Source organism: Streptomyces sp. NPDC036822, assembly GCF_055609145.1.
Genome location: NZ_JBVJPY010000002.1, coordinates 494,060 through 516,613, shown reverse-complemented (window position 1 = coordinate 516,613; position 22,554 = coordinate 494,060). Strand labels below are relative to the sequence as shown.

Genomic DNA, 22,554 nt, shown 5'->3' with positions numbered 1-22,554 from the left:
ACCGGCTCAACGCCGCGGGCCGGGCTCCCCCAGGGGAGCCCGGCCCGGCGTGTGAGTGGCCCTATGACCCTGCGCCGCTTACTTCTTGCGGGCGGTGGTGGTCTTCTTGGCGGGGGTGGTCTTGCGCGCGGTGGTCTTCTTCGCCGGCGCCTTCTTCGCCGTGGCCTTCTTCGCCGGGGCGGTCTTCGTCGCGGTGGTCTTCTTCGCGGCGGCGGTGGTGGTCTTCGCCGGCGTCGCCTTCTTCGCGGTCGCCGTCTTCTTGGCGGCGCTCGCGGTCTTGGTGGCGGTGGTCTTCTTCGCCGCGGTGGCGGTGGTCTTCTTCGCCGGGGTGGTCTTCTTGGCCGCGGCCGCCTTCTTCGCCGCGGCGGCGGAGGTCTTCTTGGCGGCGGCCTTCTTGCCGGCGGTCTTGGAGATGGTGGCCGAGGGGCCGGAAAGGCTGCCCTTGGGCGCCTTCTTGACGGAGACCTCGCCTCCCTTGGGGAGCTTCTTCGAGCCGCTGACCAGGTCCTTGAAGCCCTGGCCCGCGCGGAAACGCGGAACCGAGGTCTTCTTGACCCGCACGCGCTCACCCGTCTGCGGGTTACGCGCGTACCGGGCGGGGCGGTCGACCTTCTCGAACGAACCGAAGCCGGTGACCGAAACCCGGTCCCCGCCGACCACGGCACGCACGATCGCGTCCAGCACCGCGTCGACAGCGTCCGCGGCCTGCTGACGGCCGCCGAGCTTGTCGGCAATCGCTTCTACGAGCTGCGCCTTGTTCACGTCTTCCCCTTCGGAGACATTGCCAGAACGAAAGTGTTCAAGCTTTTTCGCACGTTAGGCATGTATATACCGCAAATCAAACACGAAACGGGCTAATCACCCTAGTGCCGCAACGTGGTAGTTCCGTTGCGGAGTTCTGGCGTCAGTCGTCTTCAGGGAATCGGCCCTCGTCGAGGTCCTTCATCAACCGGTCCAGACGCGTCGCCGCGTCCGCGAGATCGTGCTTCGCCGCGGCCGTGACGACCAGCAGCTTCCGGGACAGCGCCATCCTTACGCCCTCCGGGACTTGCAGTTCGCGCACCCTTCTGTGCGCTTCCTTCAATCGGGCGGCGACTGCCTCATAGAGCTCGAGTTGGCTGTCGCGTTCCATGCACAGATTGTGCCATCTAGGGCGAGTTGTCGCCCGACGGGGTCTCAACAAGCGACTGCGCCCCCCACCGGAAGGTGGGGGGCGCAGTCGTGGAAAAGCGCTGCTCAGACGGTAATTGTACGGGGTTTGTGGGCCGGCCGCGTCGCCTCGTAAGCCGCGATGTCGGCTTCGTTCTGAAGGGTGAGGCTGATGTCGTCCAGGCCGTTGAGCAGACGCCAGCGGGCGTTCTCGTCGAGCTCGAAGTCGGCGTCGATCCCGTCCGCGAGCACCTTCCGCCGCTCCAAGTCAACGGTGATTTCGGCCGTCGGGTCGGCCTCGGTCAGCTCCCAGAGCCGGTCCACGACCTGCTGGTCCAGGACCACGGTCAGCAGACCGTTCTTCAGGGAGTTGCCGCGGAAGATGTCGGCGAACCGGGAGGAGATCACGGTCTTGAAGCCGTAGTTCTGCAGCGCCCAGACGGCGTGCTCGCGGGAGGAGCCGGTGCCGAAGTCGGGGCCGGCGACCAGGACCGAGGCGCCCTGCCGCTCGGGGCGGTTGAGCACGAAGGCACCGTCCTTGCGCCAGGCCTCGAAGAGTCCGTCCTCGAAGCCGTCGCGGGTGACCTTCTTCAGCCAGTGCGCGGGGATGATCTGGTCGGTGTCGACGTTGCTGCGGCGCAGCGGGACGGCCCGGCCGGTGTGCGTGGTGAAAGCTTCCATGGTTCCTCAGACCCCCGCGGGCGTAGCGACGTCGGACAGATCGGCCGGGGAGGCCAGATGGCCCAGTACGGCGGTGGCGGCGGCGACCTGGGGCGAGACCAGGTGGGTCCGGCCGCCCTTGCCCTGCCGGCCTTCGAAGTTGCGGTTGGAGGTGGACGCGGAGCGCTCGCCGGGAGCCAGTTGGTCGGGGTTCATGCCCAGGCACATCGAGCAGCCCGCGTGCCGCCATTCGGCGCCGGACTCCTTGAAGACCTTGTCCAGGCCCTCCTCGACGGCCTGCAGGGCGACCCGGACCGAGCCGGGGACGACCAGCATCCGGACGCCGTCGGCGACCTTGCGGCCGCGCAGCAGGCCGGCGGCGTTGCGCAGGTCCTCGATGCGGCCGTTGGTGCAGGACCCTACGAAGACGGTGTCGACCTTGATGTCGCGCAGCGGCTGTCCGGCGCTCAACCCCATGTACTCCAGGGCCTTCTCGGCGGCCAGGCGCTCCGAAGCGTCTTCGTACGAAGCGGGGTCGGGGACGTTCGCCGAAAGCGGCGCTCCCTGGCCGGGGTTGGTGCCCCAGGTGACGAACGGCGCCAGCGAGGCGGCGTCGATGACGACCTCGGCGTCGAAGACGGCGTCCTCGTCGCTCCTCAGGGTCTTCCAGTACGCGACGGCGGCGTCCCACTCCTCGCCCTCGGGGGCGTGAGCGCGGCCCTTCAGGTACGCGAAGGTGGTCTCGTCGGGGGCGATCATGCCCGCGCGGGCGCCGGCCTCGATCGACATGTTGCAGATGGTCATCCGGGCTTCCATCGACAGCTTCTCGATGGCGGAGCCGCGGTACTCCAGGATGTAGCCCTGGCCGCCACCGGTGCCGATCTTGGCGATGATCGCCAGGATCAGGTCCTTGGCCGTGACGTCGTGGGGCAGCTCGCCGTCGACCGTGATCGCCATGGTCTTGGGGCGGGCCAGCGGCAGCGTCTGGGTGGCCAGCACGTGCTCGACCTGGCTGGTGCCGATGCCGAACGCCAGCGCGCCGAAGGCGCCGTGCGTGGAGGTGTGCGAGTCGCCGCAGACCACGGTGGTGCCGGGCTGGGTCAGGCCCAGCTGGGGTCCCACCACGTGGACGACGCCCTGCTCGACATCGCCCAGCGGGTGCAGCCGTACACCGAACTCGGCACAGTTCTTGCGCAGGGTCTCCAGCTGCGCGCGGGAGACCGGGTCGGCGATCGGCTTGTCGATGTCGAGGGTCGGGGTGTTGTGGTCCTCGGTGGCGATGGTGAGGTCGAGGCGGCGCACCGGGCGGCCGTTCTGACGCAGACCGTCGAACGCCTGGGGGCTGGTCACCTCGTGCAGCAGGTGCAGATCGATGAAGAGGAGGTCGGGCTCGCCCTCGGCGCGCCGGACGACGTGGTCGTCCCAGACCTTCTCCGCGAGTGTCCTACCCATCGCTTTCCCTCCGGCCGACGTCTACGCCGGCACAACTAGAGACCCGTTTCGCGGGCCGTTGTGCGGCCGCCTCACCAGGGTCACAGGTTCGGGGAGAAATTGAACTTGCGTTTCACAGAGTGAGACGTGAATATCGTTGCATGGACAACTCTAGCGGCGTGGGCGTTCTCGACAAGGCAGCCCTTGTCCTGAGCGCCCTGGAGTCCGGTCCGGCCACCCTCGCAGGTCTGGTCGCGGCGACGGGACTCGCACGACCCACGGCACATCGTCTCGCCGTGGCACTGGAACACCACCGGATGGTGGCCCGCGACATGCAGGGCCGGTTCATCCTCGGACCGCGCCTGGCGGAGCTCGCCGCCGCGGCCGGTGAGGACCGCCTGCTCGCCACCGCGGGCCCCGTACTGACGCATCTGCGCGATGTCACCGGGGAGAGCGCCCAGCTCTACCGCCGGCAGGGAGACATGCGCATCTGCGTGGCGGCGGCCGAGCGGCTGTCCGGCCTGCGGGACACCGTCCCGGTCGGCTCGACGCTGACGATGAAGGCCGGCTCCTCCGCGCAGATCCTGATGGCCTGGGAGGAGCCGGAGCGCCTCCACCGCGGTCTTCAGGGCGCCCGCTTCACCGCGACCGCCCTGTCGGGCGTACGGCGCCGCGGCTGGGCCCAGTCGATCGGCGAGCGGGAGCCGGGCGTGGCGTCCGTCTCCGCGCCCGTCCGCGGCCCGTCGAACCGCGTGGTGGCCGCCGTGTCGGTCTCCGGGCCGATCGAGCGCCTGACCCGCCACCCGGGCCGCATGCACGCCCAGGCGGTCATCGACGCGGCCGCCCGCCTCTCCGAGGCGCTGCGCCGCAACGGCTGACCGGCTCCGCCTTCCTTCCCGTACTTCCCGGCCCACCGCTTCAACGCCGCAGCGGTGGGCCGGACTTGTGTCCATCGATGCCATGACGCGAAGAAGCCCTCCCCCGAAGGGAAGGGCTTCCTCGATGCGTACCCCCGACCGGATTCGAACCGGCGCTACCGCCTTGAGAGGGCGGCGTGCTAGGCCGCTACACAACGGGGGCCTTGCGGATCGTGATCCGCGGGTGCAGATGAGCTCTGCGAGCTGGCCTACCAGGACTCGAACCTAGAATGACGGTACCAGAAACCGTAGTGTTGCCAATTACACCATAGGCCATGGTGGTTTAAACCTGGTTTAAACCAGTACCCCCGACCGGATTCGAACCGGCGCTACCGCCTTGAGAGGGCGGCGTGCTAGGCCGCTACACAACGGGGGCCCTAGCGATCCCGCTCGGCACCGGAGTGCCGAGCGATGTCACCACGTGTTCACCGGGAGCGACCCTGGTGATGCGCAGGATGGATCTGTACCCCCGACCGGATTCGAACCGGCGCTACTGCCTTGAGAGGGCAGCGTGCTAGGCCGCTACACAACGGGGGCTTTGCGGATCATGATCCGCGGATGCAGATGAGCTCTGCGAGCTGGCCTACCAGGACTCGAACCTAGACTAACTGAACCAGAATCAGTCGTGCTGCCAATTACACCATAGGCCACCAAAACACAATCCTTTGCGGGGATCTTGTTCGGGTTGTGCTCCGGGGGCCTCTGCCTTTCGGCTTGCTCCCCTCGGCGCAGGAAGAACATTACCCGAAGGTGTCCGACGCTCCAAAACGGGTATCGCGCCGCAGCAGCGCGGGGAGCTGGTGGAGGTCGGTGATGCGGGTCAGCTCGGGCCGGCCGCCGGTGCCCGCGCGGTCCAGCCAGATGCCCGTGAGACCCGCCTCGACCGCCCCGCGGGCGTCGATGTCCGGCTGGTCGCCGACGTACGCCACCTCGTGCGGGGCGAGCCCGAGGGCCTCGCAGGCTGCGTGGAAGGCCTCGGCGGCCGGCTTCGCGAAGCCGAGTTCGGCGGCGCAGACGACTGCCTCGAAGCGGTCCCGCACGCCGAGCACCCGGAGCTTGCGGTCCTGGTTGTGGATGCTCGAGTTCGACAGGACGGCGTGACGGTAGTCACGCGCCAGCACGTCCAGGACGGGCACGGTGTCGGGGAACAGCTCCCAGGCAGATTCGTAGTGCGTGACGTACCGCCCGAACCAGCCGTCGGCCTCGGCGGCGGTCAGGGCGGGCGTGCCGAGGAAGTCCCGCACGCGCTCGCGGCGCTGCTCCTGGAAGTCCACCCCGCCCGCCTCGAAGCGCCGCCAGTGGACGACGGTCAGCTCCTGCCAACGGCGAAGGGCCTGGTCGACGGAGGCGAATCCGTCCACCAGGCCCTCGGCCGTGAGGTGGTCGCGCATGCCGGTCAGGTCGGCGCGGGCGTAGTCGAAGATCGTGTCGTCGATGTCCCACAGGACCGCGCGGATCGGCATGGGCCGAGACTACGCCGCCAGCTTCGCCAGCGCCGCGTCGATTCGGGCCAGGGTCTTCTCCCGGCCGAGGATCTCCAGGGACTCGAAGAGCGGCAGGCCCACCGTGCGGCCGGTGACGGCGACGCGGACCGGCGCCTGCGCCTTGCCGAGCTTCAGGCCGTGGGCCTCGCCTGCGGCCAGGACGGCGTTCTTGAGCGACTCTGGGTCGTTCCAGTCGGCGTCCTGGAGCTTCTCGCGCGCGGTGGTGAGCAGCGCGGCCGGCTCCCCCTTCATGGCCTTGTCCCAGGAGGGCTGGTCGAAGACCGGCTCGTCGAGGAAGAGGAAGTCGACGTTGGCCGTGATGTCCGAGAGGACGGTCAGGCGCGTCTGGGCGTGGGGGGCGATGGCCTCCCAGGCCGCGCGGTCGAAGGCCTCGGGCGCCCAGTTGGCGTGCGGGGCCTGGAGCCAGGGCTCGCAGGCGGCGGCGAACGCCTTCACGTCCAGCATGCGGATGTGGTCGGCGTTGATCGACTCGGCCTTCTTGAGGTCGAAGCGCGCCGGGTTGGCGTTGACGTCGGCGATGTCGAACTTCTCGACCATCTGCTCGATGGTGAAGATGTCCTGGTCCGCCGAGAACGACCAGCCGAGGAGGGAGAGGTAGTTCAGCAGGCCCTCGGGGAGGAAGCCGCGCTCCCGGTAGAGGTTGAGGGAAGCCTGCGGGTCCCGCTTGGAGAGCTTCTTGTTGCCCTCGCCCATGACGTACGGCAGGTGGCCGAAGGCGGGGATCTCCTGGGCGACGCCCAGCTCGATCAGCGCCTTGTAGAGCGCGATCTGGCGCGGGGTGGAGGACAGCAGGTCCTCGCCGCGCAGCACGTGGGTGATCTCCATCAGCGCGTCGTCGACCGGGTTGACCAGGGTGTACAGCGGGGCGCCGTTGGCGCGGACGATGCCGTAGTCCGGGACGTTGTCCGGGGTGAAGGTGAGCTCCCCGCGGACCAGGTCGGTGAACGTGATCGGCTCGTCGGGCATCCGGAAGCGGACGATCGACTCACGGCCCTCGGCGCGGTAGCGCTCGATGCGGTCGGCGCTCAGGTTGCGGCAGGTGCCGTCGTAACCGGAGGGCTTGCCGGCCAGGCGGGCGGCGTCGCGACGGGCCTCCAGCTCCACGGCGGTGCAGAAGCAGTGGTAGGCGTAGCCGCCGGCCAGCAGCTTCTCGGCGACGTCGCGGTAGATGTCCATCCGCTGGGACTGGCGGTACGGGGCGTGCGGGCCGCCGACCTCGTCGGGGCCCTCGTCCCAGGTGAAGCCGAGCCAGCGCAGCGAGTCGAGCAGCTGCTGGTACGACTCCTCGGAGTCGCGCGCGGCGTCGGTGTCCTCGATGCGGAAGACGAACGTGCCGCCGTGGTGGCGGGCGAAGGCCCAGTTGAAGAGGGCGGTGCGGACCAGGCCCACGTGGGGGTTGCCGGTCGGAGAGGGACAGAAACGTACGCGGACGTTCGCGTTAGCCACGCTTGATCACCTTGTTGGTGAGAGTGCCGATGCCTTCGATGGTGACGGCGACCTCGTCGCCGACGTTGAGGGGGCCGACCCCCGCGGGAGTGCCGGTGAGGATGACGTCGCCGGGGAGCAGCGTCATGGCCTCGGTGATGTGGACGACCAGGTCCTCGACGGAGCGGATCATGTCGCTCGTACGACCGAGCTGGCGCTGCTCGCCGTTGACGGTGGCCTGGATGGTGAGGTCGCCGGCCGCGGCCGGGTCGAGGCCCGTCTCCACCCAGGGGCCGAGCGGGCAGCTGGTGTCGAATCCCTTGGCGCGGGCCCACTGCTTCTCACGCCGCTGGACGTCGCGGGCGGTCACGTCGTTGGCACAGGTGAAGCCGAAGACGACGTCCTTGACGCGCTCGCGCGGGACCTCGCGGCACATGCGGCCGATCACCACGGCCAGTTCGGCCTCGTGGTGCAGCTCGCTGGAGAAGGAGGGGTACTCGATGGCGTCGCCGGGGCCGATCACCGAGGTGGTGGGCTTGAAGAAGGCGACGGGCACGTCGGGGACCTCGTTGCCCAGCTCGGCGGCGTGCTCGGCGTAGTTGCGCCCGATGCCCACGACCTTGTTCGGCAGCACGGGCGGCAGGAGCCGTACCTTGCTCAGCGGGACCTTGGTGCCGCTGAGTTCGAAGTCGGTGTACGGGATGCCCCTGATGATGTCGAGGACCAGGCCGCCCGACTCGACGGTTCCCTCGCCCTCGACGGCGCCGAAGGCGACATTGCCGTCGATGGAGAATCTGGCGATGCGCACGAGTGCTGTCGCCCCTCACTTGCTACTGGCTGGAGTCTGACGCTCCAGGCTAGCGCGGTGAGGGGCGGCGCGAGCCGGGGCGGGAGGGCGTCCCGGGGTATTACTCTGCGGGCTGGAGGGCCTGCGGAGCGGTCATGAGGATGGTGCGACGGGGGTTGGCCGTCTGGTTGGGGAGGTCGACCGCGTGCTCCGGCTGCGCGCCGCGGCCGAGGCGCTCGGCGTCCTCGAGGTGCGCGAGCGTGGTGCGGCGGGGGTTGGCCGTGGAGCGGAGCAGCATCGTCGTCTTCATGGCGAGTGTCAGACCTCTACAGAGTGCGGGTGGGTGTAAAGCGTCAGGCTAGACGCCCCATTCCCTTCGAATGCATGGCTCAGACAACCACCCGGGTGTGAGTTTGCTCACCAAAGCGCGGATAAACCCGGCATTACGGACCGCACTCAGGGGTCACGGAAACGGACATTGCACCACTGAATGCTGCATTCCGCTCCTGATCATCGCGACTGGGACACTCGGGCCGGGTAAGCCTTTGGGGGTAATAAGTCCGATTCTTCCGTGATCATGTTCTACATGGGGTGACCTGATGTTCACGGGTTGTCATCCCCCTCGTGGCCCTCGGCACGGCTCTTGTTGGAGATCCTGCACTGTGCTGGAATTCCACGCACCGCCGCGGGTTTCAAGCCGGCGCGCAGGGGGCGCAACGCAGCGCCGGATGAGCGGTGGGGAAGGGGGATCTGCGCCGGTCACAGACGACCACCATGGGACGCATTCGCGTCCCACGACGCCGACACCGTCTGCTCCGTTCACGCGGGAAGACGCCTGGTCCAGAGGTTGCGACGCTAGTGCAGGGACGTTTCAAGAGGGATGGCATGGGGTCTCCCCAGGCCCGTCAGGGCCGAGGGGAAGCTGCGGCGGAGCAGGAGCGCGCTGCCGGGACCGACCGCGGTTCCTCGGCCCAGCACGCCCAGAACCAGGCGCAGGGCCCGGCCGGCGACGGTGGTGACGGGACCGCGCGCAAGGACGCCGTGAAGCCCAAGGGCTCCGCGAAGGGGAAGGCCAAGGGCACTGCCGAGCCCGGGGTCGTACCCCCGCTCAAGGCCGAGGTCGACGCCGGGCCGCGAATAGCCCTGCGCAACTGGCGCATCTCGACGCGTCTGGTCGCTCTGCTGACCCTGCCCGTCGTCGCCGCCACCAGCCTCGGCGGCATCCGCATCAGCGAGTCGCTCCAGGACATGGAGCAGCTCGAGCACATGCAGCTGCTCACCGAGCTGACCAAGGAGGCCACGGACCTCGCCCAGGCCCTCCAGACCGAGCGCGACCTGTCCGCCGGTCCCCTGGCCAACGGCAAGTCGGCCAACGACTACCAGGTCGCCCAGCCGCGCGCGAACACGGACCGTGAGCAGAAGGCGTTCATGGACGCCACCACGGAGCTGCCGGCGACCGAGGGCGACGAGGCGCTGCAGAGCATCCGCCAGAACATCAGCCAGATCGCCTCGCAGGTCGTCGAGATCGGCGGCATCCGGCAGGACGCCTACAAGCCCGGCGTCGCCCACTCGGTGACGGTCGAGGCGTACAGCCGTCTGATCCGATCGCTGCTGAGCCTCTCCCAGGACATGGCCCAGGCGACCAGCAACCCGGAGATGATCAAGCGGACCCGGGCGCTCGCCGCGTTCTCCTCCGCCAAGGAGTACGCCTCCATCCAGCAGGCGATCATCGCCTCCGCGCTTCCCGCCAGCGACAGCCGGCCCGGAAAGCTGGAGCAGGGCGACCGCCTGTACGGCTACGCCGCGCAGCGTGGTGAGAAGGTCGAGCTCAAGTCCTTCGCCTCCATCTACGAGTCGGCCGGCGGCGACGCGGACGACCTGACCGCCCCGCTGACCACCGGCAACCCGTCCATCGACGCCGCCAGCAAGTACGCCGACCGCGTGCTCAGCAACACCACCGGCATGGACGGCCGCACGCCCCGCGGCCACCTGAACTTCACGGACGAGTACGCCACCAAGATCACGGCCATGAACGTCATCGAGGAGACCCTCCTCGGACAGATGGACACCAAGGCCCGTGAGCTGCGCGCGGAGTCGCAGCGCGACGCGATCATCAACGGTGCGCTGATCCTCCTCGTCCTCGGCGTCTCCCTCATCGGCGCGTTCGTCGTGGCCCGCTCCATGATCCGCTCGCTGCGCCGGCTCCAGGACACCGCGACCAAGGTCGCCCAGGACCGCCTGCCCGAGCTGGTCAAGCAGCTCTCCGAGGCCGACCCGCAGGACGTCGACACCTCCGTCGAGTCCGTCGGTGTGCACTCCCGGGACGAGATCGGCCAGGTGGCCGCGGCCTTCGACGACGTGCACCGCGAGGCGGTCCGCCTCGCCGCCGAGCAGGCCCTGCTGCGAGGCAACGTCAACGCGATGTTCACCAACCTCTCGCGCCGCTCCCAGGGTCTGATCCAGCGCCAGCTGTCGCTCATCTCCGAGCTGGAGTCCCGCGAGGCCGACCCGGACCAGCTCTCCTCGCTCTTCAAGCTCGACCACCTCGCCACCCGCATGCGGCGTAACGGTGAGAACCTCCTCGTCCTCGCGGGCGAGGAGCCCGGCCGCCGCTGGACCCGCCCGGTCCCGCTGGTCGACGTGCTCCGTGCCGCCGCCTCCGAGGTGGAGCAGTACGAGCGCATCGAACTGGCCGCCGTCCCGGCGACCGAGGTCGCCGGCCGGGTCGTCAACGACCTCGTGCACCTCCTCGCCGAGCTGCTGGAGAACGCCACGTCGTTCTCCTCGCCGCAGACGAAGGTCCGGGTCACCGGTCACGCGCTGCCCGACGGCCGCGTGCTCGTCGAGATCCACGACACCGGCATCGGCCTCTCCCCCGAGGACCTCGCCGCGATCAACGAGCGGCTCGCCTCGCCGCCCACCGTGGACGTCTCCGTCTCCCGCCGCATGGGTCTGTTCGTGGTCGGCCGCCTGTCCCTGCGACACGGCATCCGTATCCAGCTGCGCCCGTCGGACTCCGGCGGCACCACCGCGCTGGTCATGCTGCCCGTCGACGTCGCCCAGGGCGGCAAGAAGCCCGCGCCCAAGCCCGGCGCGGGTGGTCAGGGTGCGATGCCGCAGGGCGCCGGCGCTCCCGGCGGCCGGCTGCCCGGCGGTCCGGGCGCCCCCGGCAACGCCGGTGGCGGCGGTCGTCCGGGTCTCGGCGGTCCCCCCTCCCCGCGTGGCCAGGTCGGTGCCGGCAACGGTCCGCGGGCCGCGCTGCCCGGCCGTGACGGCGGCCCTCAGGGCCCGGGTCAGGGTCCGAACCAGGGCCAGGGCCAGGGCCAGCGCCCGGCTCCGGCCCCTCAGTCGGCGCAGACCTCCCAGATGCCGCAGGTCTCTCCGGAGCCGCAGCGTCCGGGGCCCGTCGCCGGCGGGTTCGCCGGCGGTGCCCAGCGCGCCATCCCGTCCCGTACGGACGTGTGGGGCGGCGGCCAGGGCAACCAGGGCGGCCAGCAGCAGGGCCAGCCGCAGCAGCCCCAGCAGGGCCAGGCCCCGCAGGGCGGCCACCGCGAGGGCCAGAACGGCTTCGCCCGCGCCGAGCTCCCCGGCGGCCCCCAGCAGCAGCGGCCGCAAGCCGCGAGCTGGGGCAACGACCCGGCCCAGCCGGTCCGGCGCCCGCAGCAGGAGATGTCCCCGTTGGACGCCCCGCGCGGCCACGAGGAGCCGGACACCACGGGCCAGTACGCCCGTCCGCAGGCGCCTCAGGGCCCCGGCGGCACCGGTCAGTTCCCGCGGCCGGATCTCGGCGGACAGCAGGCGCCCCAGGGCTACCAGCCCCCGGCACAGGACCCCGCGTCCACCGCCCAGTTCCCGCGTCCCGACTTCGGCGGACAGCAGCAGGCGCCCCAGGGCTACCAGCCGCAGGCGCCGGCCCCCGGCCAGCACGGCGGTTCCGGCTACGGCGCCCCGCGCCCGGCCGGAAACCTGCCCCAGCAGCCCCAGCAGGCTCAGCAGCGGCCGCCGCAGCCCCGTCAGCCGGAGGCACTGCCTCCGGCGAGCGGTGCGGGAGACGGCCGTACCCCGCTGTACGACACGCTGGAGACCAACTGGTTCCACGGTCAGTCCCAGGGCCAGGGCCAGGACCCTCAGCAGGGTCAGGCCCAGGGCCGGCAGGACGGCGGCCGGATCCCGGACGCCGAGCAGACCATGCAGACGCCGGTCGTACCGCAGCAGCAGCCGTCCGCTCCCCCGGCTCCGCGGCGCCCCGCCGCCCCGCAGGGTGGCGGCGACGGCGGTCAGCAGGCCGCCGGGCCCGCCTCCTGGCGGACCTCCCCCAATGACGAGCTGGTGCGCCAGGCCGAGCGGGTCCGCAAGCCCGCGGCCGGCGGTGTCACCACCTCGGGGCTGCCGCGGCGGGTGCCGCGCGCCAACCTCGTACCCGGGACCGCCCAGGAGCAGGCCCACACGGCCGGCCCTCAGGTCTCGCGTGCACCCGACGACGTCCGCGGCCGGCTCACCAACCTGCGCCGCGGCATCCAGCAGGGCCGCCAGGCGGGCAACTCGACCACCGGCTCCTTCCACGTAGGCCCCACCCACCAGCAGGAGCGTTAGTTGAGTGCGATGAGCCAGGCCGCGCAGAATCTGAACTGGTTGATCACCAATTTCGTGGACAACACCCCCGGGGTGTCCCACACGGTGGTGGTCTCCGCCGACGGCCTGCTGCTGGCCATGTCGGAAGGGTTCCCCCGCGACCGCGCCGACCAGCTGGCGGCGGTCGCGTCCGGACTGACCTCGCTGACCGCGGGTGCGTCCCGGATCTTCGAGGGGGGTGCCGTCGCGCAGACCGTCGTGGAGATGGAGCGCGGCTTCCTCTTCCTGATGTCCGTGTCCGACGGCTCCTCGCTGGCCGTGCTCGCGCACCCGGAGTGCGACATCGGCCTCGTGGGCTACGAGATGACCCTGCTGGTCGACCGGGCCGGCAGCGTTCTCACCCCGGATCTCCGTGCGGAGCTCCAGGGCAGTCTGCTCCACTAGCCATGACCGACAGTGCGGTACGCCCCTCCGTACCGCACTGGGCACACACCCCGTCCGGCCGCCCCATTCGGCCCCCCACCGGCCCCATCAGACGGCAGAGTTCTTGCTGTCACGCCCGGAGGATTCATGACCCCGCCCCCCGCCTCTCACGATCCGTACGGCTCCTCACTCGATGAGTCGTACGGATATGAAGGCGACCAGCCGCTGGTGCGTCCGTACGCGATGACCGGCGGCCGGACCCGGCCGCGCTACCAGCTCGCCATCGAGGCGCTGGTCAGCACCACGGCCGACCCGGCGCACCTGTCCAGCCTGCTCCCCGAGCACCAGCGGATCTGCCACCTGTGCCGTGAGGTCAAGTCGGTGGCCGAGGTCTCGGCCCTGCTGTCCATGCCGCTCGGTGTGGCCCGGATCCTGGTCGCCGACCTGGCGGAGGCGGGCATGGTGGCGATCCACCAGCCGGGCAACGGAGAGGCCGGCGGCACGCCGGACGTGACACTGCTCGAAAGGGTGCTCAGTGGACTTCGCAAGCTCTAGCGGCGGTGCGGCCCGGTCGACCACCAGCGCGAAGATCGTGGTGGCGGGTGGCTTCGGCGTGGGCAAGACCACGTTCGTCGGCGCCGTCTCGGAGATCGACCCGCTGCGTACCGAGGCCGTGATGACCTCGGCCTCGGCCGGTATCGACGACCTGACCCACACCGGGGACAAGACCACCACGACGGTGGCGATGGACTTCGGCCGCATCACCCTGGACCAGGACCTGATCCTGTACCTCTTCGGTACGCCGGGCCAGGACCGGTTCTGGTTCATGTGGGACGACCTGGTCCGCGGCGCCATCGGCGCCGTCGTCCTGGTCGACACCCGCCGTCTCGCCGACTGCTTCCCCGCGGTCGACTACTTCGAGAACAGCGGTCTGCCGTTCGTCATCGCCCTGAACGGTTTCGAGGGTCATCAGCCCTACACTCCGGACGAGGTCCGCGAGGCCCTGCAGATCGGTCCGGGGACTCCGATCATCACCACCGACGCCCGCCATCGCGCGGACGCCAAGAGCGCGCTGATCACGCTTGTCGAGCATGCGCTGATGGCACGACTCAAGTAGTCGTTCGCCTACGGCAGTTGCCGTATGCCGCTCTGGGGGCGGTCTGTGTCGTCTGACACGGTCCGCCCCCGCGTTCATAACGTTTCGACAGAGAATTGGTGCGCGGCGGACACCCGACGCATCCGTTCGGTGCCACTGCGCTCACATGAGCCCCGCAAATTGCCGGGGCTCGCTCCTTATGTCCGTTTTATCTTCGGCCTGAAGTGGTGAAAGCGCCCGCTCAGAGCTGTTTGGATGGGACCCCCTTCACGTGCTGCAATTCATGAACTCCCGAGTAGTACGGCCCTGAACGAAACACCGGCACAACGTAGGTGCCGACGCCGAGAGGTTGTTGGTCGAGTGAGGCGAAGCAAGGAAAGCTCCGCGGAGCAGCATGCGCGAGGCAACTTCACGCCGCCGACGCGTGCGGTGGCACCGCCCGCGGAGGTGCCTGTCCCGCCCCCGGCCGCCCAGGGCAGCTCCAGCAAGCTGTCCCCCCGTAACTGGCGCGTGCCCACCAGGCTGAACGCCATTCTCCTGATACCCGTGCTGGTCGGCCTCGTCATGGGCGGCTTCCAGGTGAAGGGGTCGATCGACACCTGGCAGGAGGCGCAGAACGCCGAGAAGACGGCGCTGATCATCCGCGCCGCCTCGGAGTACAGCCAGGCCCTGCTCAACGAGCGTGACCTCACCGCGGCCCCTCTCCTCAAGGCCACCTCCGCGAAGGACCGCGAGAGCGACGAGGTCACGCAGGTGTACGCCGCCACCGACGCGGCCGCCGTGAAGTTCCAGCAGGCCACCGGGAACATGCCGGAGGGCGAGGGCCTCGAGCGCCGCCTGAAGCTGTTCAAGGACAAGGAGCCCGACCTCAAGAAGCTGCGTGAGGTCGCGTACACCAAGGCCATGGACCCGGTGCAGACCCAGCTCGGGTACGTCGCCGTCCAGCACTACCTGATGGAGTTCTCCAACGAGCTCGGGCTCGGTACGGGCAACATCACCAGCTACGGCCGTACCGTCTACGCCATCCAGCTCGCGCAGGCCGCCGAGTCGCTCCAGCGCTCGATCGGCACGCAGCTCCTGGTGCGCCCCAGCCAGAAGGACGAGGTCTTCGCCCAGCAGTCGGTGGCGTTCAACTCGTACAACTACCTGGAGCAGATCGCCCTCGGCGAGTACCAGTCCGGTGGCACACAGGCGGACGTGGACCGTCTGAAGCAGGTCATGAAGGAGAAGGCCACCGAGGGCGCCCGGAAGCTCGAGGCAGCCGGCCTGAACCCGCCCAAGGGCAAGCAGGACGGCTCGGTCTACACCGGCATGGCGGAGGCCATCGGCTCGGCCAAGGACGCCGACGGCATCGCGGACCTCCGCAAGAAGGCCGTCACTCCCGAGACCTGGATGGGTGCGGCCACCGCCAAGTTCGACGGCTACACCGAGGTCGAGCGGGAGCTCGTCGACAAGGCCGTGACCGAGGCCGCCGCGATCTCCGACGACGCCAAGACGGACGCGTTCGTCAACGGTGGCATCGTCGTCATCGCGCTGCTCGCCGCCTTCATCCTGGCCGGGATGATGGCGCGCCAGATGAGCCGCTCGATGCGTGAGCTGCGCACCGCCGCCTTCGCGATCGCCGAGCAGCGTCTGCCGATGCTGGTCGACCAGCTCTCCCGCACCGAGCCGGGCCGCGTCGACACCCGTGTGCAGCCCATCCCGATCGACTCCCAGGACGAGATCGGCGAGGTCGCCCGGGCCTTCGACCAGGTCCACCGCGAGGCCGTCCGGCTCGCCGCCGAGCAGGCCATGCTCCGGGGCAACGTCAACGCGATCTTCACCAACCTCTCGCGCCGCAACCAGTCGCTGATCGAGGGCCAGCTGACCCTCATCACCGACCTGGAGAACAACGAGGCGGACCCGGACCAGCTGGAGAACCTCTTCAAGCTGGACCACCTGGCCACCCGTATGCGCCGCAACGGCGAGAACCTCCTCGTCCTCGCCGGCGAGGAGCCGGGCCGCCGCTGGGACCAGCCGGTGCCGCTGGTGGACGTGATGCGCGCCGCCTCCTCCGAGGTGGAGCAGTACGAGCGCATCGAGCTCGCCGGCGTCCCGGAGGCCGAGATCCACGGCCAGGCCGTGACCGACCTCGTCCACCTGCTCGCCGAGCTGCTGGAGAACGCCACCACGTTCTCCTCGCCGCAGACCAAGGTCCGCGTCACCGCGACCCGTCTGCCCGACGGCCGGGTCATGGTCGAGATCCACGACAAGGGCATCGGCCTCACGGCCGAGGACTTCGCGGACATCAACCACAAGCTGGCGAACCCGCCCACCGTCGACGCCGCCGTCTCGCAGCGCATGGGCCTGTTCGTGGTCGGCCGGCTGGCCGACCGGCACGGCATCCGCGTCCAGCTGCGCCCCTCGGGCGAGCAGGCGGGCACGACCTCGCTGGTCATGCTGCCGGACGCGATCACCCACGGTGGTGGCGGCGAGGCGCTGCCGCAGGACGACTTCACCGTCTCGCAGATCATCCCGCAGCAGCAGACGCACGCCTTCGAGCCCGTGCAGCAGCCGATGCGGACCGCGGCGGAGCTCGGCTTCGACGACTCCCGCTACGACGAGCCCGGGGAGGAGCGCCAGCTCGACCCGGTGAACCGTTCGCTCCAGCGCGAGGAGCGCCGGGCGGCGCTCGAGGCGCAGTCGACGCAGGGCGGCGAACGCCCGCTGTACCGTGACGAGCTCGACTCCCCGCAGCAGGGCTACGTACAGCAGGAGCAGGAGCAGGAGTACGCACCCGAGCAGGAGTACGGGCAGGAGTACGCGTCCGACTTCGGTCAGCAGGCTCATCAGCACGCCGGGTACGACTACCCGCAGCAGTCCTACGACGAGTACGGCCGCCCTGCGGACGGCTACGGCCAGTCCGCCGAGAACGGCTATGCGGAAGCCCCCTATCAGGGTCAGGGCAACGGCCAGGCGCAGTACGACAACTCCTACGACGCCCAGCCCCAGCAGGCTGACTGGGCCTCTCAGGGGGGGTACCAGGGCGGCTACGACCAGCAGTACCGGCCGGAAGCGGAATCTGCCCCCAGCGCCCCCGCGCAGCCCTCCGAGCGCGTAGGCTTCGACCGTCCGGGCCCCACGGCGACTCCCGCCCCGGACGCCGGCCACGCGCTGACCGACGCCGGTCTGCCGCGCCGGGGCGGCGCCGCCGCGCAGGCTCCCCAGCCCGCGCAGCAGCCGCTGCCCACGCGGACGGTTCAGCAGCCCGCGCAGCAGCAGCCGGCGCAGCAGAACGAAGCCGACGGCACCGACGACTGGCGCTCGACCAACGACGAGCGCTGGATGCGGGCCGAGAAGCTCCGCGAGCCGAAGGCGGGCGGGGTCACCTCCTCCGGACTTCCGCGGCGGGTCCCGAAGGCCAACCTGGTCGAGGGCACGGCGGAGCAGACCCCGCAGGGCGGCCCACAGGTCTCCCGCACCCCTGAGGACGTCCGGGGCAGGTTGAGCAACCTGCGCCGCGGTGTCCAGCAGGGACGCAGCGCGGGAACGGACACGAACGGATCGGGCCTCGGCCCGGGCAGTACCTACAACCAGGAGCGTTAGTGTGAGCATGAGCCAGGCGGCGCAGAATCTGAACTGGTTGATCACCAACTTCGTGGACAACACCCCCGGGGTGTCCCACACGGTGGTGGTCTCCGCCGACGGACTCCTGCTGGCGATGTCCGAGGGTTTCCCCCGGGACCGAGCCGACCAGCTTGCGGCCGTCGCCTCCGGACTGACCTCGCTGACCGCGGGCGCGTCCCGGATCTTCGAGGGCGGTGCGGTCAACCAGACCGTCGTGGAGATGGAGCGCGGCTTCCTCTTCATCATGTCGATCTCGGACGGTTCCTCGCTGGCCGTGCTGTCGCACCCCGAGGCCGACATCGGCCTCGTGGGCTACGAGATGGCGCTGCTCGTCGACCGTGCGGGCAGCGTCCTGACGCCCGACCTGCGGGCGGAGCTTCAGGGAAGTCTGCTCAACTAATAGACAGACAGTGCGTATCTCGCCACCGCACCGTAAGGTGCGGTGGCGCGGCTCCACAGGGACATGGACCGCGAGGCAGTCGGAGGAGGAGACGTGGGAACACCCCCGGGCGGACGCCCTTACAACGGTTTTGACGCGCAGCAGCCGCACGGTGACACCGCGCAGAACCGGTTCAACTTTCCCTCCACACCGAGCAGACAGGGCGTACAGCAGCCCTATCAGCAGCCTCAGGCCCAGCCTTCGCCCGTGAGTGCGCCGAGCGCGCCGCGTGCCCAGCGCAACGCGGGCGGTTCGGGCGCTTCGGGCGGTCACAACCCGCTGGTGCGTCCGTACGCGATGACCGGCGGCCGGACCCGGCCGCGTTACCAGCTCGCCATCGAGGCGCTGGTCAGTACGACGGCCGATCCGTCCCGGCTGCAGGGGCAGTTGCCCGAGCACCAGCGGATCTGCCGGCTCTGCTTCGAGATCAAGTCGGTCGCCGAGATCTCGGCCCTTCTCTCGATCCCCCTCGGCGTTGCCCGGATTCTCGTCGCCGACCTGGCCGAGGCCGGACTTGTCGCCATCCACCAGCCCGGCGGCGACGAGGCCGCCGGCGGTCAGCCAGACGTGACACTGCTCGAAAGGGTGCTCAGTGGACTTCGCAAGCTCTAGCGGCGGCGCGGCCCGTTCAACCACCAGCGCGAAGATCGTGGTGGCGGGTGGCTTCGGCGTGGGCAAGACCACGTTCGTCGGCGCCGTCTCGGAGATCAACCCGCTGCGTACCGAGGCCGTGATGACGTCTGCGTCCGCGGGCATCGACGACCTCACGCACACCGGCGACAAGACGACGACGACTGTCGCGATGGACTTCGGCCGCATCACCCTGGACCAGGACCTGATCCTGTACCTCTTCGGTACGCCGGGGCAGGACCGGTTCTGGTTCATGTGGGACGACCTGGTCCGCGGCGCCATCGGCGCCGTCGTGCTCGTGGACACCCGCCGTCTCGCCGACTGCTTCCCCGCGGTCGACTACTTCGAGAACAGCGGTCTCCCCTTCGTCATCGCCCTGAACGGCTTCGACGGCCACCAGCCGTACAACCCGGAGGAGGTCCGCGAGGCCCTCCAGATCGGCCCGGACACGCCGATCATCACCACCGACGCCCGCCACCGCGCGGACGCCAAGAGCGCGCTGATCACGCTCGTGGAGCACGCTCTGATGGCCCGCCTCCGGTAGTCCCACCGGACACGGCACGAAGGAGCCCCGCCCACCGGACCGGTGGGCGGGGCTTTTTTCGTACCCGAAGGCGGGGGCGGCAGGGGCCCTCTGCGTCCCCCCGGGGGGCGGCCGCCGGGGGGCCGGTCCTGGCCGGATACGACGGCGAAGGCCCCCCGCTCCGGGTGGAGCGGGGGGCCTTGGATGCCGGTGGGAACGGAGCCGACGGGCTCAGCCCTGCCAGGAGTGGGAGGGGCGGAAGCCCGACTGGCGCTCCAGGCGGCGCCAGCCGGCCGTGGAGCGGCCGTCGTGGGACGCCTCGGCGGGCTGGGCGGCCGCGCGGGCGAGCAGGACCGCGGTGATGGCGGCCAGCTCCTCGGGGTCGGCGTGGCCCTTCTCGACACGGAGAAGGTTGGCGGGCGTGGTCACGGAGGACTCCTCTTACTGAGGCGGGTTGCCGTGCTTGCGGGACGGCAGGTCGGCGTGCTTGGTGCGGAGCATGGCGAGGGACCGGATGAGGACCTCGCGCGTCTCGGCGGGGTCGATCACGTCGTCGACCAGGCCGCGCTCCGCCGCGTAGTAGGGATGCATCAGCTCCGCCTTGTACTCCTTGACCATGCGGGCCCGCATGGCCTCGGAGTCCTCGGCCTCGGCGATCTGCTTGCGGAAGATGACGTTGGCGGCACCTTCGGCGCCCATCACCGCGATTTCGTTGGTGGGCCAGGCGTACGTCAGGTCGGCACCGATGGACTGGGAGTCCATGACGATGTAGGCCCCGCCGTACGCCTTGCGCAGGATCAGCGAGATCCGGGGCACGGTCGCGTTGCAGTAGGCGTACAGGAGCTTCGCGCCGTGACGGATGATTCCACCGTGCTCCTGATCGACGCCCGGCAGGAAGCCGGGTACGTCCAGAAGGGTGACGATGGGGATGTTGAAAGCGTCGCACATCTGGACGAATCGTGCGGCCTTCTCGGACGCCTCGATGTCCAGGACACCGGCCAGCGACTGCGGCTGGTTGGCGACGATGCCCACGACCTGGCCGTCGAGCCGGGCCAGCGCGCAGATGATGTTGCGGGCCCAGCGCTCGTGGATCTCCAGGTAGTCGCCGTCGTCGACGAGCTCCTCGATGACCTTGTGCATGTCGTAAGGACGGTTGCCGTCGGCCGGCACCAGGTCGAGCAGGACGTCCGAGCGCCGGTCGGCCGGGTCCTCGGAGGCCACGGTCGGCGGGTTCTCGCGGTTGTTCTGCGGGAGCATCGACAGGAGGTAGCGCACCTCGGCGATGCAGGTCTCCTCGTCGTCGTACGCGAAGTGCGCGACGCCGCTGGTCTCGGCGTGCACGTCCGCGCCGCCGAGGCCGTTCTGGGTGATCTCCTCGCCGGTGACCGCCTTGACGACGTCCGGGCCCGTGATGAACATCTGCGAGGTCTCGCGGACCATGAAGACGAAGTCGGTGAGCGCCGGGCTGTAGGCCGCGCCGCCCGCGCAGGGGCCGAGCATCACGCTGATCTGCGGGATGACACCGGAGGCGCGGGTGTTGCGCTGGAAGATGCCGCCGTATCCGGCGAGGGCGGAGACGCCCTCCTGGATCCGGGCGCCGGCGCCGTCGTTCAGCGAGACCAGCGGGGCGCCGGCCGCGATGGCCATGTCCATGATCTTGTGGATCTTGGTGGCGTGGGCCTCGCCCAGCGCGCCGCCGAAGATGCGGAAGTCGTGCGCGTAGACGAAGACCGTGCGGCCCTCGACCGTGCCCCAGCCGGTGATGACACCGTCGGTGTAGGGCTTCCTGGCCTCCAGCCCGAAGCCGCTGGCACGGTGGCGGCGCAGCTGCTCGACCTCGCTGAAGGAACCAGGGTCGAGCAGCAGCTCGATGCGCTCGCGAGCGGTCAGCTTGCCCTTGGCGTGCTGGGCTTCGGTCGCCCGGTCGCTCGGGCCGCGCCGGGCCTCCTCGCGCAGGGCGTGCAGCTCGGCCACACGGCCACGGGCGTCAGTCGGCTCGCTCGGGATCTGGTCCACAACGGTCATGTACCGACCCTACGAAGTCGACCAAGCAAAACCCGCCGTCGACTCCGTACAGTCTCCCGTGTCGAATCCTGGTGGGGCTGGACAGAACCATGCCGCCGTGGGCGCGAGTCCACAGCAGAGGACCCCTCCCGTTTGTAGGATTCTTACATGAGCACGCCGCCGTCGACGAGCACGACGGGCTCCTGCGGCTCGACGGTGCGGGCGCTTGCGACGCTTCACGAGCCGGGCGCGCGGGAGAGCCTGGCGCCGCCCCAGCCGGCGTGACCGTCGCCGTTCCCGTCCCCGCCGCCCTCGACGACCGGGTCGACGCAGAAGGTGCCGGCGAGGTCGGCGGCCGGCGTCCAGGCCGGGTCCGTGGCCTTGAGGGCCGGGGAGTCCACCTTCCCACGCCGTCGGCGAGGACACCGAAGCGGACGCTCCCCCCGGCCGGTTGGCGCGTCACCCCGACCCGGGGCCTCCGCCGGCCCAAGAACACCCTGCGGTGAGTCCAAGCGGGTGGACATCGGCGCGTGATGTTGAATATTGAACTGAATCGAGGTACGGTCGTTCTCGTTGAAGGTTCAACGAAATGCGTCACCCCTCCGCGCCACCCCGCGCACCGTCCCCAAGGAGCACGTCATGGGCATCTTCGGCCGCAAGAACGACACCGCCACCGCGACCGCCGTCGCCACCCTCCCCGTCGACCCGGCCCTGGCCGCGCTGACCGGCGACTACACCATCGACCCGGCCCACAGCAGCATCGGGTTCACCGTCCGGCACGCCATGGTCACCAACGTCCGCGGCTCGTTCGCCGCCTACGAGGGCGCACTGCGGCTGGACGGCTCCGACCCGGGCGCCTCCTCCGCCTCCATCGACGTCACGATCGCCTCCATCGACACCGGCATCGCCGACCGCGACGGCCACCTCCGCAGCGGGGACTTCTTCGACGCCGAGACCTTCCCGCTGATGACCTTCCGCTCCAGCGAGGCCGAGCAGCTGGGCGGCGACCTGTACCGGATCACCGGTGACCTCACGATCAAGGACGTCACCCGCCCGCTCTCCATCGACCTGGAGTTCAACGGCGCGGCCACCGACGTCTACGGCAACGAGCGCGTCGGCTTCGAGGGCTCGGCCGAGATCCTCCGCTCCGAGTGGGGCCTCACCTGGAACGCGGCCCTGGAGACCGGTGGCGTCATGGTCAGCGACAAGGTGAAGCTGACCTTCGACATCTCCGCGATCAAGAACGCCGCCTGACCCCTCGGCTTGGCCCCTCCGGCACACCCGGCGACACGAGCGCGCCCGCCTCTCCGCGACCGCGGAGGGCGGGCGCTCGGCGTTTCCCGCCCCGCGCGCGGCCCCCGGCGCGAGCGGTCCGGGCCCGTTGTCA

General features: G+C 70.0%; 21 protein-coding genes and 5 tRNA genes. 10 read left to right on the top strand and 16 right to left on the bottom strand.

Annotated features, from left to right (window positions below; translation table 11 throughout):
* Window positions 1–78: 78 nt before the first annotated feature.
* The 4 genes from ACZ68P_RS06670 to leuC form a co-directional block, all read right to left on the bottom strand.
* Complete coding sequence (locus ACZ68P_RS06670) at window positions 79–762, bottom strand: HU family DNA-binding protein (protein WP_471003526.1); 684 nt, start codon at window positions 760–762, stop codon at window positions 79–81.
* 142 nt (window positions 763–904) lie between these two features.
* A complete protein-coding gene (locus ACZ68P_RS06665; protein ID WP_365718394.1) occupies window positions 905–1,132 on the bottom strand; it encodes an SCO5555 family protein in 228 nt (75 codons plus the stop codon).
* A gap of 104 nt (window positions 1,133–1,236) precedes the next feature.
* Window positions 1,237–1,830 (bottom strand): 3-isopropylmalate dehydratase small subunit, encoded by a 594-nt coding sequence (gene leuD / locus ACZ68P_RS06660; RefSeq protein WP_471003522.1) that lies wholly within the window; start codon window positions 1,828–1,830, stop codon window positions 1,237–1,239.
* Window positions 1,831–1,836: 6 nt separating this feature from the next.
* Window positions 1,837–3,261: a 3-isopropylmalate dehydratase large subunit gene (leuC, locus tag ACZ68P_RS06655; RefSeq protein ID WP_471003519.1), complete on the bottom strand. Its 1,425-nt coding sequence runs from the start codon at window positions 3,259–3,261 to the stop codon at window positions 1,837–1,839.
* Between the two features lie 140 nt (window positions 3,262–3,401).
* Between leuC and ndgR the strand changes: the two genes are divergently transcribed.
* A complete protein-coding gene (gene ndgR, locus ACZ68P_RS06650) occupies window positions 3,402–4,118 on the top strand; it encodes an IclR family transcriptional regulator NdgR (RefSeq protein WP_005311436.1) in 717 nt (238 codons plus the stop codon).
* 129 nt (window positions 4,119–4,247) lie between these two features.
* Here the strand turns inward: ndgR and ACZ68P_RS06645 are convergent.
* The 9 genes from ACZ68P_RS06645 to ACZ68P_RS06605 form a co-directional block, all read right to left on the bottom strand.
* Window positions 4,248–4,320, bottom strand: a tRNA-Glu gene (locus ACZ68P_RS06645).
* Window positions 4,321–4,361: 41 nt separating this feature from the next.
* A tRNA-Gln gene (locus ACZ68P_RS06640) sits at window positions 4,362–4,433 on the bottom strand.
* Window positions 4,434–4,460: 27 nt separating this feature from the next.
* A tRNA-Glu gene (locus ACZ68P_RS06635) sits at window positions 4,461–4,533 on the bottom strand.
* Window positions 4,534–4,621: 88 nt separating this feature from the next.
* A tRNA-Glu gene (locus ACZ68P_RS06630) sits at window positions 4,622–4,694 on the bottom strand.
* A 41-nt stretch (window positions 4,695–4,735) separates the two neighbouring features.
* Window positions 4,736–4,807: transfer RNA gene (locus tag ACZ68P_RS06625), tRNA-Gln, on the bottom strand.
* 90 nt (window positions 4,808–4,897) lie between these two features.
* Window positions 4,898–5,620 carry an HAD family hydrolase gene (locus tag ACZ68P_RS06620; RefSeq protein WP_471003516.1) on the bottom strand — a complete coding sequence of 241 codons (723 nt, stop codon included), beginning with the start codon at window positions 5,618–5,620 and terminating at the stop codon, window positions 4,898–4,900.
* Between the two features lie 9 nt (window positions 5,621–5,629).
* A complete protein-coding gene (gltX, locus tag ACZ68P_RS06615) occupies window positions 5,630–7,108 on the bottom strand; it encodes a glutamate--tRNA ligase (protein WP_471003514.1) in 1,479 nt (492 codons plus the stop codon).
* The gene (locus ACZ68P_RS06610; protein WP_471003511.1) at window positions 7,101–7,895 is read right to left on the bottom strand and encodes a fumarylacetoacetate hydrolase family protein; all 795 of its coding nucleotides are present in this window, start codon (window positions 7,893–7,895) and stop codon (window positions 7,101–7,103) included. Before ACZ68P_RS06610 ends, gltX begins: the two co-directional genes overlap by 8 nt.
* A 100-nt stretch (window positions 7,896–7,995) precedes the next feature.
* Window positions 7,996–8,184 (bottom strand): hypothetical protein, encoded by a 189-nt coding sequence (locus ACZ68P_RS06605; protein ID WP_365718382.1) that lies wholly within the window; start codon window positions 8,182–8,184, stop codon window positions 7,996–7,998.
* 575 nt (window positions 8,185–8,759) lie between these two features.
* Between ACZ68P_RS06605 and ACZ68P_RS06600 the strand changes: the two genes are divergently transcribed.
* From ACZ68P_RS06600 to ACZ68P_RS06565, 8 genes are all read left to right on the top strand, one after another.
* A complete protein-coding gene (locus ACZ68P_RS06600) occupies window positions 8,760–12,467 on the top strand; it encodes a sensor histidine kinase (protein WP_471003508.1) in 3,708 nt (1,235 codons plus the stop codon).
* Window positions 12,468–12,476: 9 nt separating this feature from the next.
* Complete coding sequence (locus ACZ68P_RS06595; RefSeq protein WP_315895653.1) at window positions 12,477–12,890, top strand: roadblock/LC7 domain-containing protein; 414 nt, start codon at window positions 12,477–12,479, stop codon at window positions 12,888–12,890.
* A 126-nt stretch (window positions 12,891–13,016) separates the two neighbouring features.
* The gene (locus tag ACZ68P_RS06590) at window positions 13,017–13,424 is read left to right on the top strand and encodes a DUF742 domain-containing protein (RefSeq protein WP_365718378.1); all 408 of its coding nucleotides are present in this window, start codon (window positions 13,017–13,019) and stop codon (window positions 13,422–13,424) included.
* The gene (locus ACZ68P_RS06585; protein ID WP_158990864.1) at window positions 13,405–13,986 is read left to right on the top strand and encodes a GTP-binding protein; all 582 of its coding nucleotides are present in this window, start codon (window positions 13,405–13,407) and stop codon (window positions 13,984–13,986) included. The genes ACZ68P_RS06590 and ACZ68P_RS06585 overlap by 20 nt, the downstream gene beginning before the upstream one ends.
* Before the next feature lie 339 nt (window positions 13,987–14,325).
* Entirely contained in the window at window positions 14,326–17,550 is a 3,225-nt protein-coding gene (locus tag ACZ68P_RS06580; RefSeq protein WP_471003504.1) for a nitrate- and nitrite sensing domain-containing protein, read from the top strand.
* Between the two features lie 7 nt (window positions 17,551–17,557).
* The gene (locus ACZ68P_RS06575) at window positions 17,558–17,971 is read left to right on the top strand and encodes a roadblock/LC7 domain-containing protein (protein ID WP_147980024.1); all 414 of its coding nucleotides are present in this window, start codon (window positions 17,558–17,560) and stop codon (window positions 17,969–17,971) included.
* A 93-nt stretch (window positions 17,972–18,064) separates the two neighbouring features.
* Window positions 18,065–18,622 carry a DUF742 domain-containing protein gene (locus tag ACZ68P_RS06570; RefSeq protein WP_365718373.1) on the top strand — a complete coding sequence of 186 codons (558 nt, stop codon included), beginning with the start codon at window positions 18,065–18,067 and terminating at the stop codon, window positions 18,620–18,622.
* The gene (locus ACZ68P_RS06565) at window positions 18,603–19,184 is read left to right on the top strand and encodes a GTP-binding protein (RefSeq protein WP_050791473.1); all 582 of its coding nucleotides are present in this window, start codon (window positions 18,603–18,605) and stop codon (window positions 19,182–19,184) included. The genes ACZ68P_RS06570 and ACZ68P_RS06565 overlap by 20 nt, the downstream gene beginning before the upstream one ends.
* A gap of 210 nt (window positions 19,185–19,394) precedes the next feature.
* Here ACZ68P_RS06565 and ACZ68P_RS06560 read toward each other — a convergent pair whose 3' ends face one another.
* The 3 genes from ACZ68P_RS06560 to ACZ68P_RS06550 all read right to left on the bottom strand — a co-directional run bounded on the left by ACZ68P_RS06560 (window position 19,395) and on the right by ACZ68P_RS06550 (window position 21,568).
* Window positions 19,395–19,592, bottom strand: a complete 198-nt coding sequence (locus ACZ68P_RS06560; RefSeq protein WP_365718371.1) for an acyl-CoA carboxylase subunit epsilon — start codon at window positions 19,590–19,592, stop codon at window positions 19,395–19,397.
* Between the two features lie 12 nt (window positions 19,593–19,604).
* The gene (locus ACZ68P_RS06555) at window positions 19,605–21,188 is read right to left on the bottom strand and encodes an acyl-CoA carboxylase subunit beta (RefSeq protein ID WP_471003500.1); all 1,584 of its coding nucleotides are present in this window, start codon (window positions 21,186–21,188) and stop codon (window positions 19,605–19,607) included.
* A 215-nt stretch (window positions 21,189–21,403) separates the two neighbouring features.
* The gene (locus tag ACZ68P_RS06550) at window positions 21,404–21,568 is read right to left on the bottom strand and encodes a hypothetical protein (protein WP_471003497.1); all 165 of its coding nucleotides are present in this window, start codon (window positions 21,566–21,568) and stop codon (window positions 21,404–21,406) included.
* A gap of 238 nt (window positions 21,569–21,806) precedes the next feature.
* Between ACZ68P_RS06550 and ACZ68P_RS06545 the strand changes: the two genes are divergently transcribed.
* Window positions 21,807–22,421 (top strand): YceI family protein, encoded by a 615-nt coding sequence (locus ACZ68P_RS06545; RefSeq protein ID WP_471003494.1) that lies wholly within the window; start codon window positions 21,807–21,809, stop codon window positions 22,419–22,421.
* Window positions 22,422–22,554 lie beyond the last annotated feature (133 nt).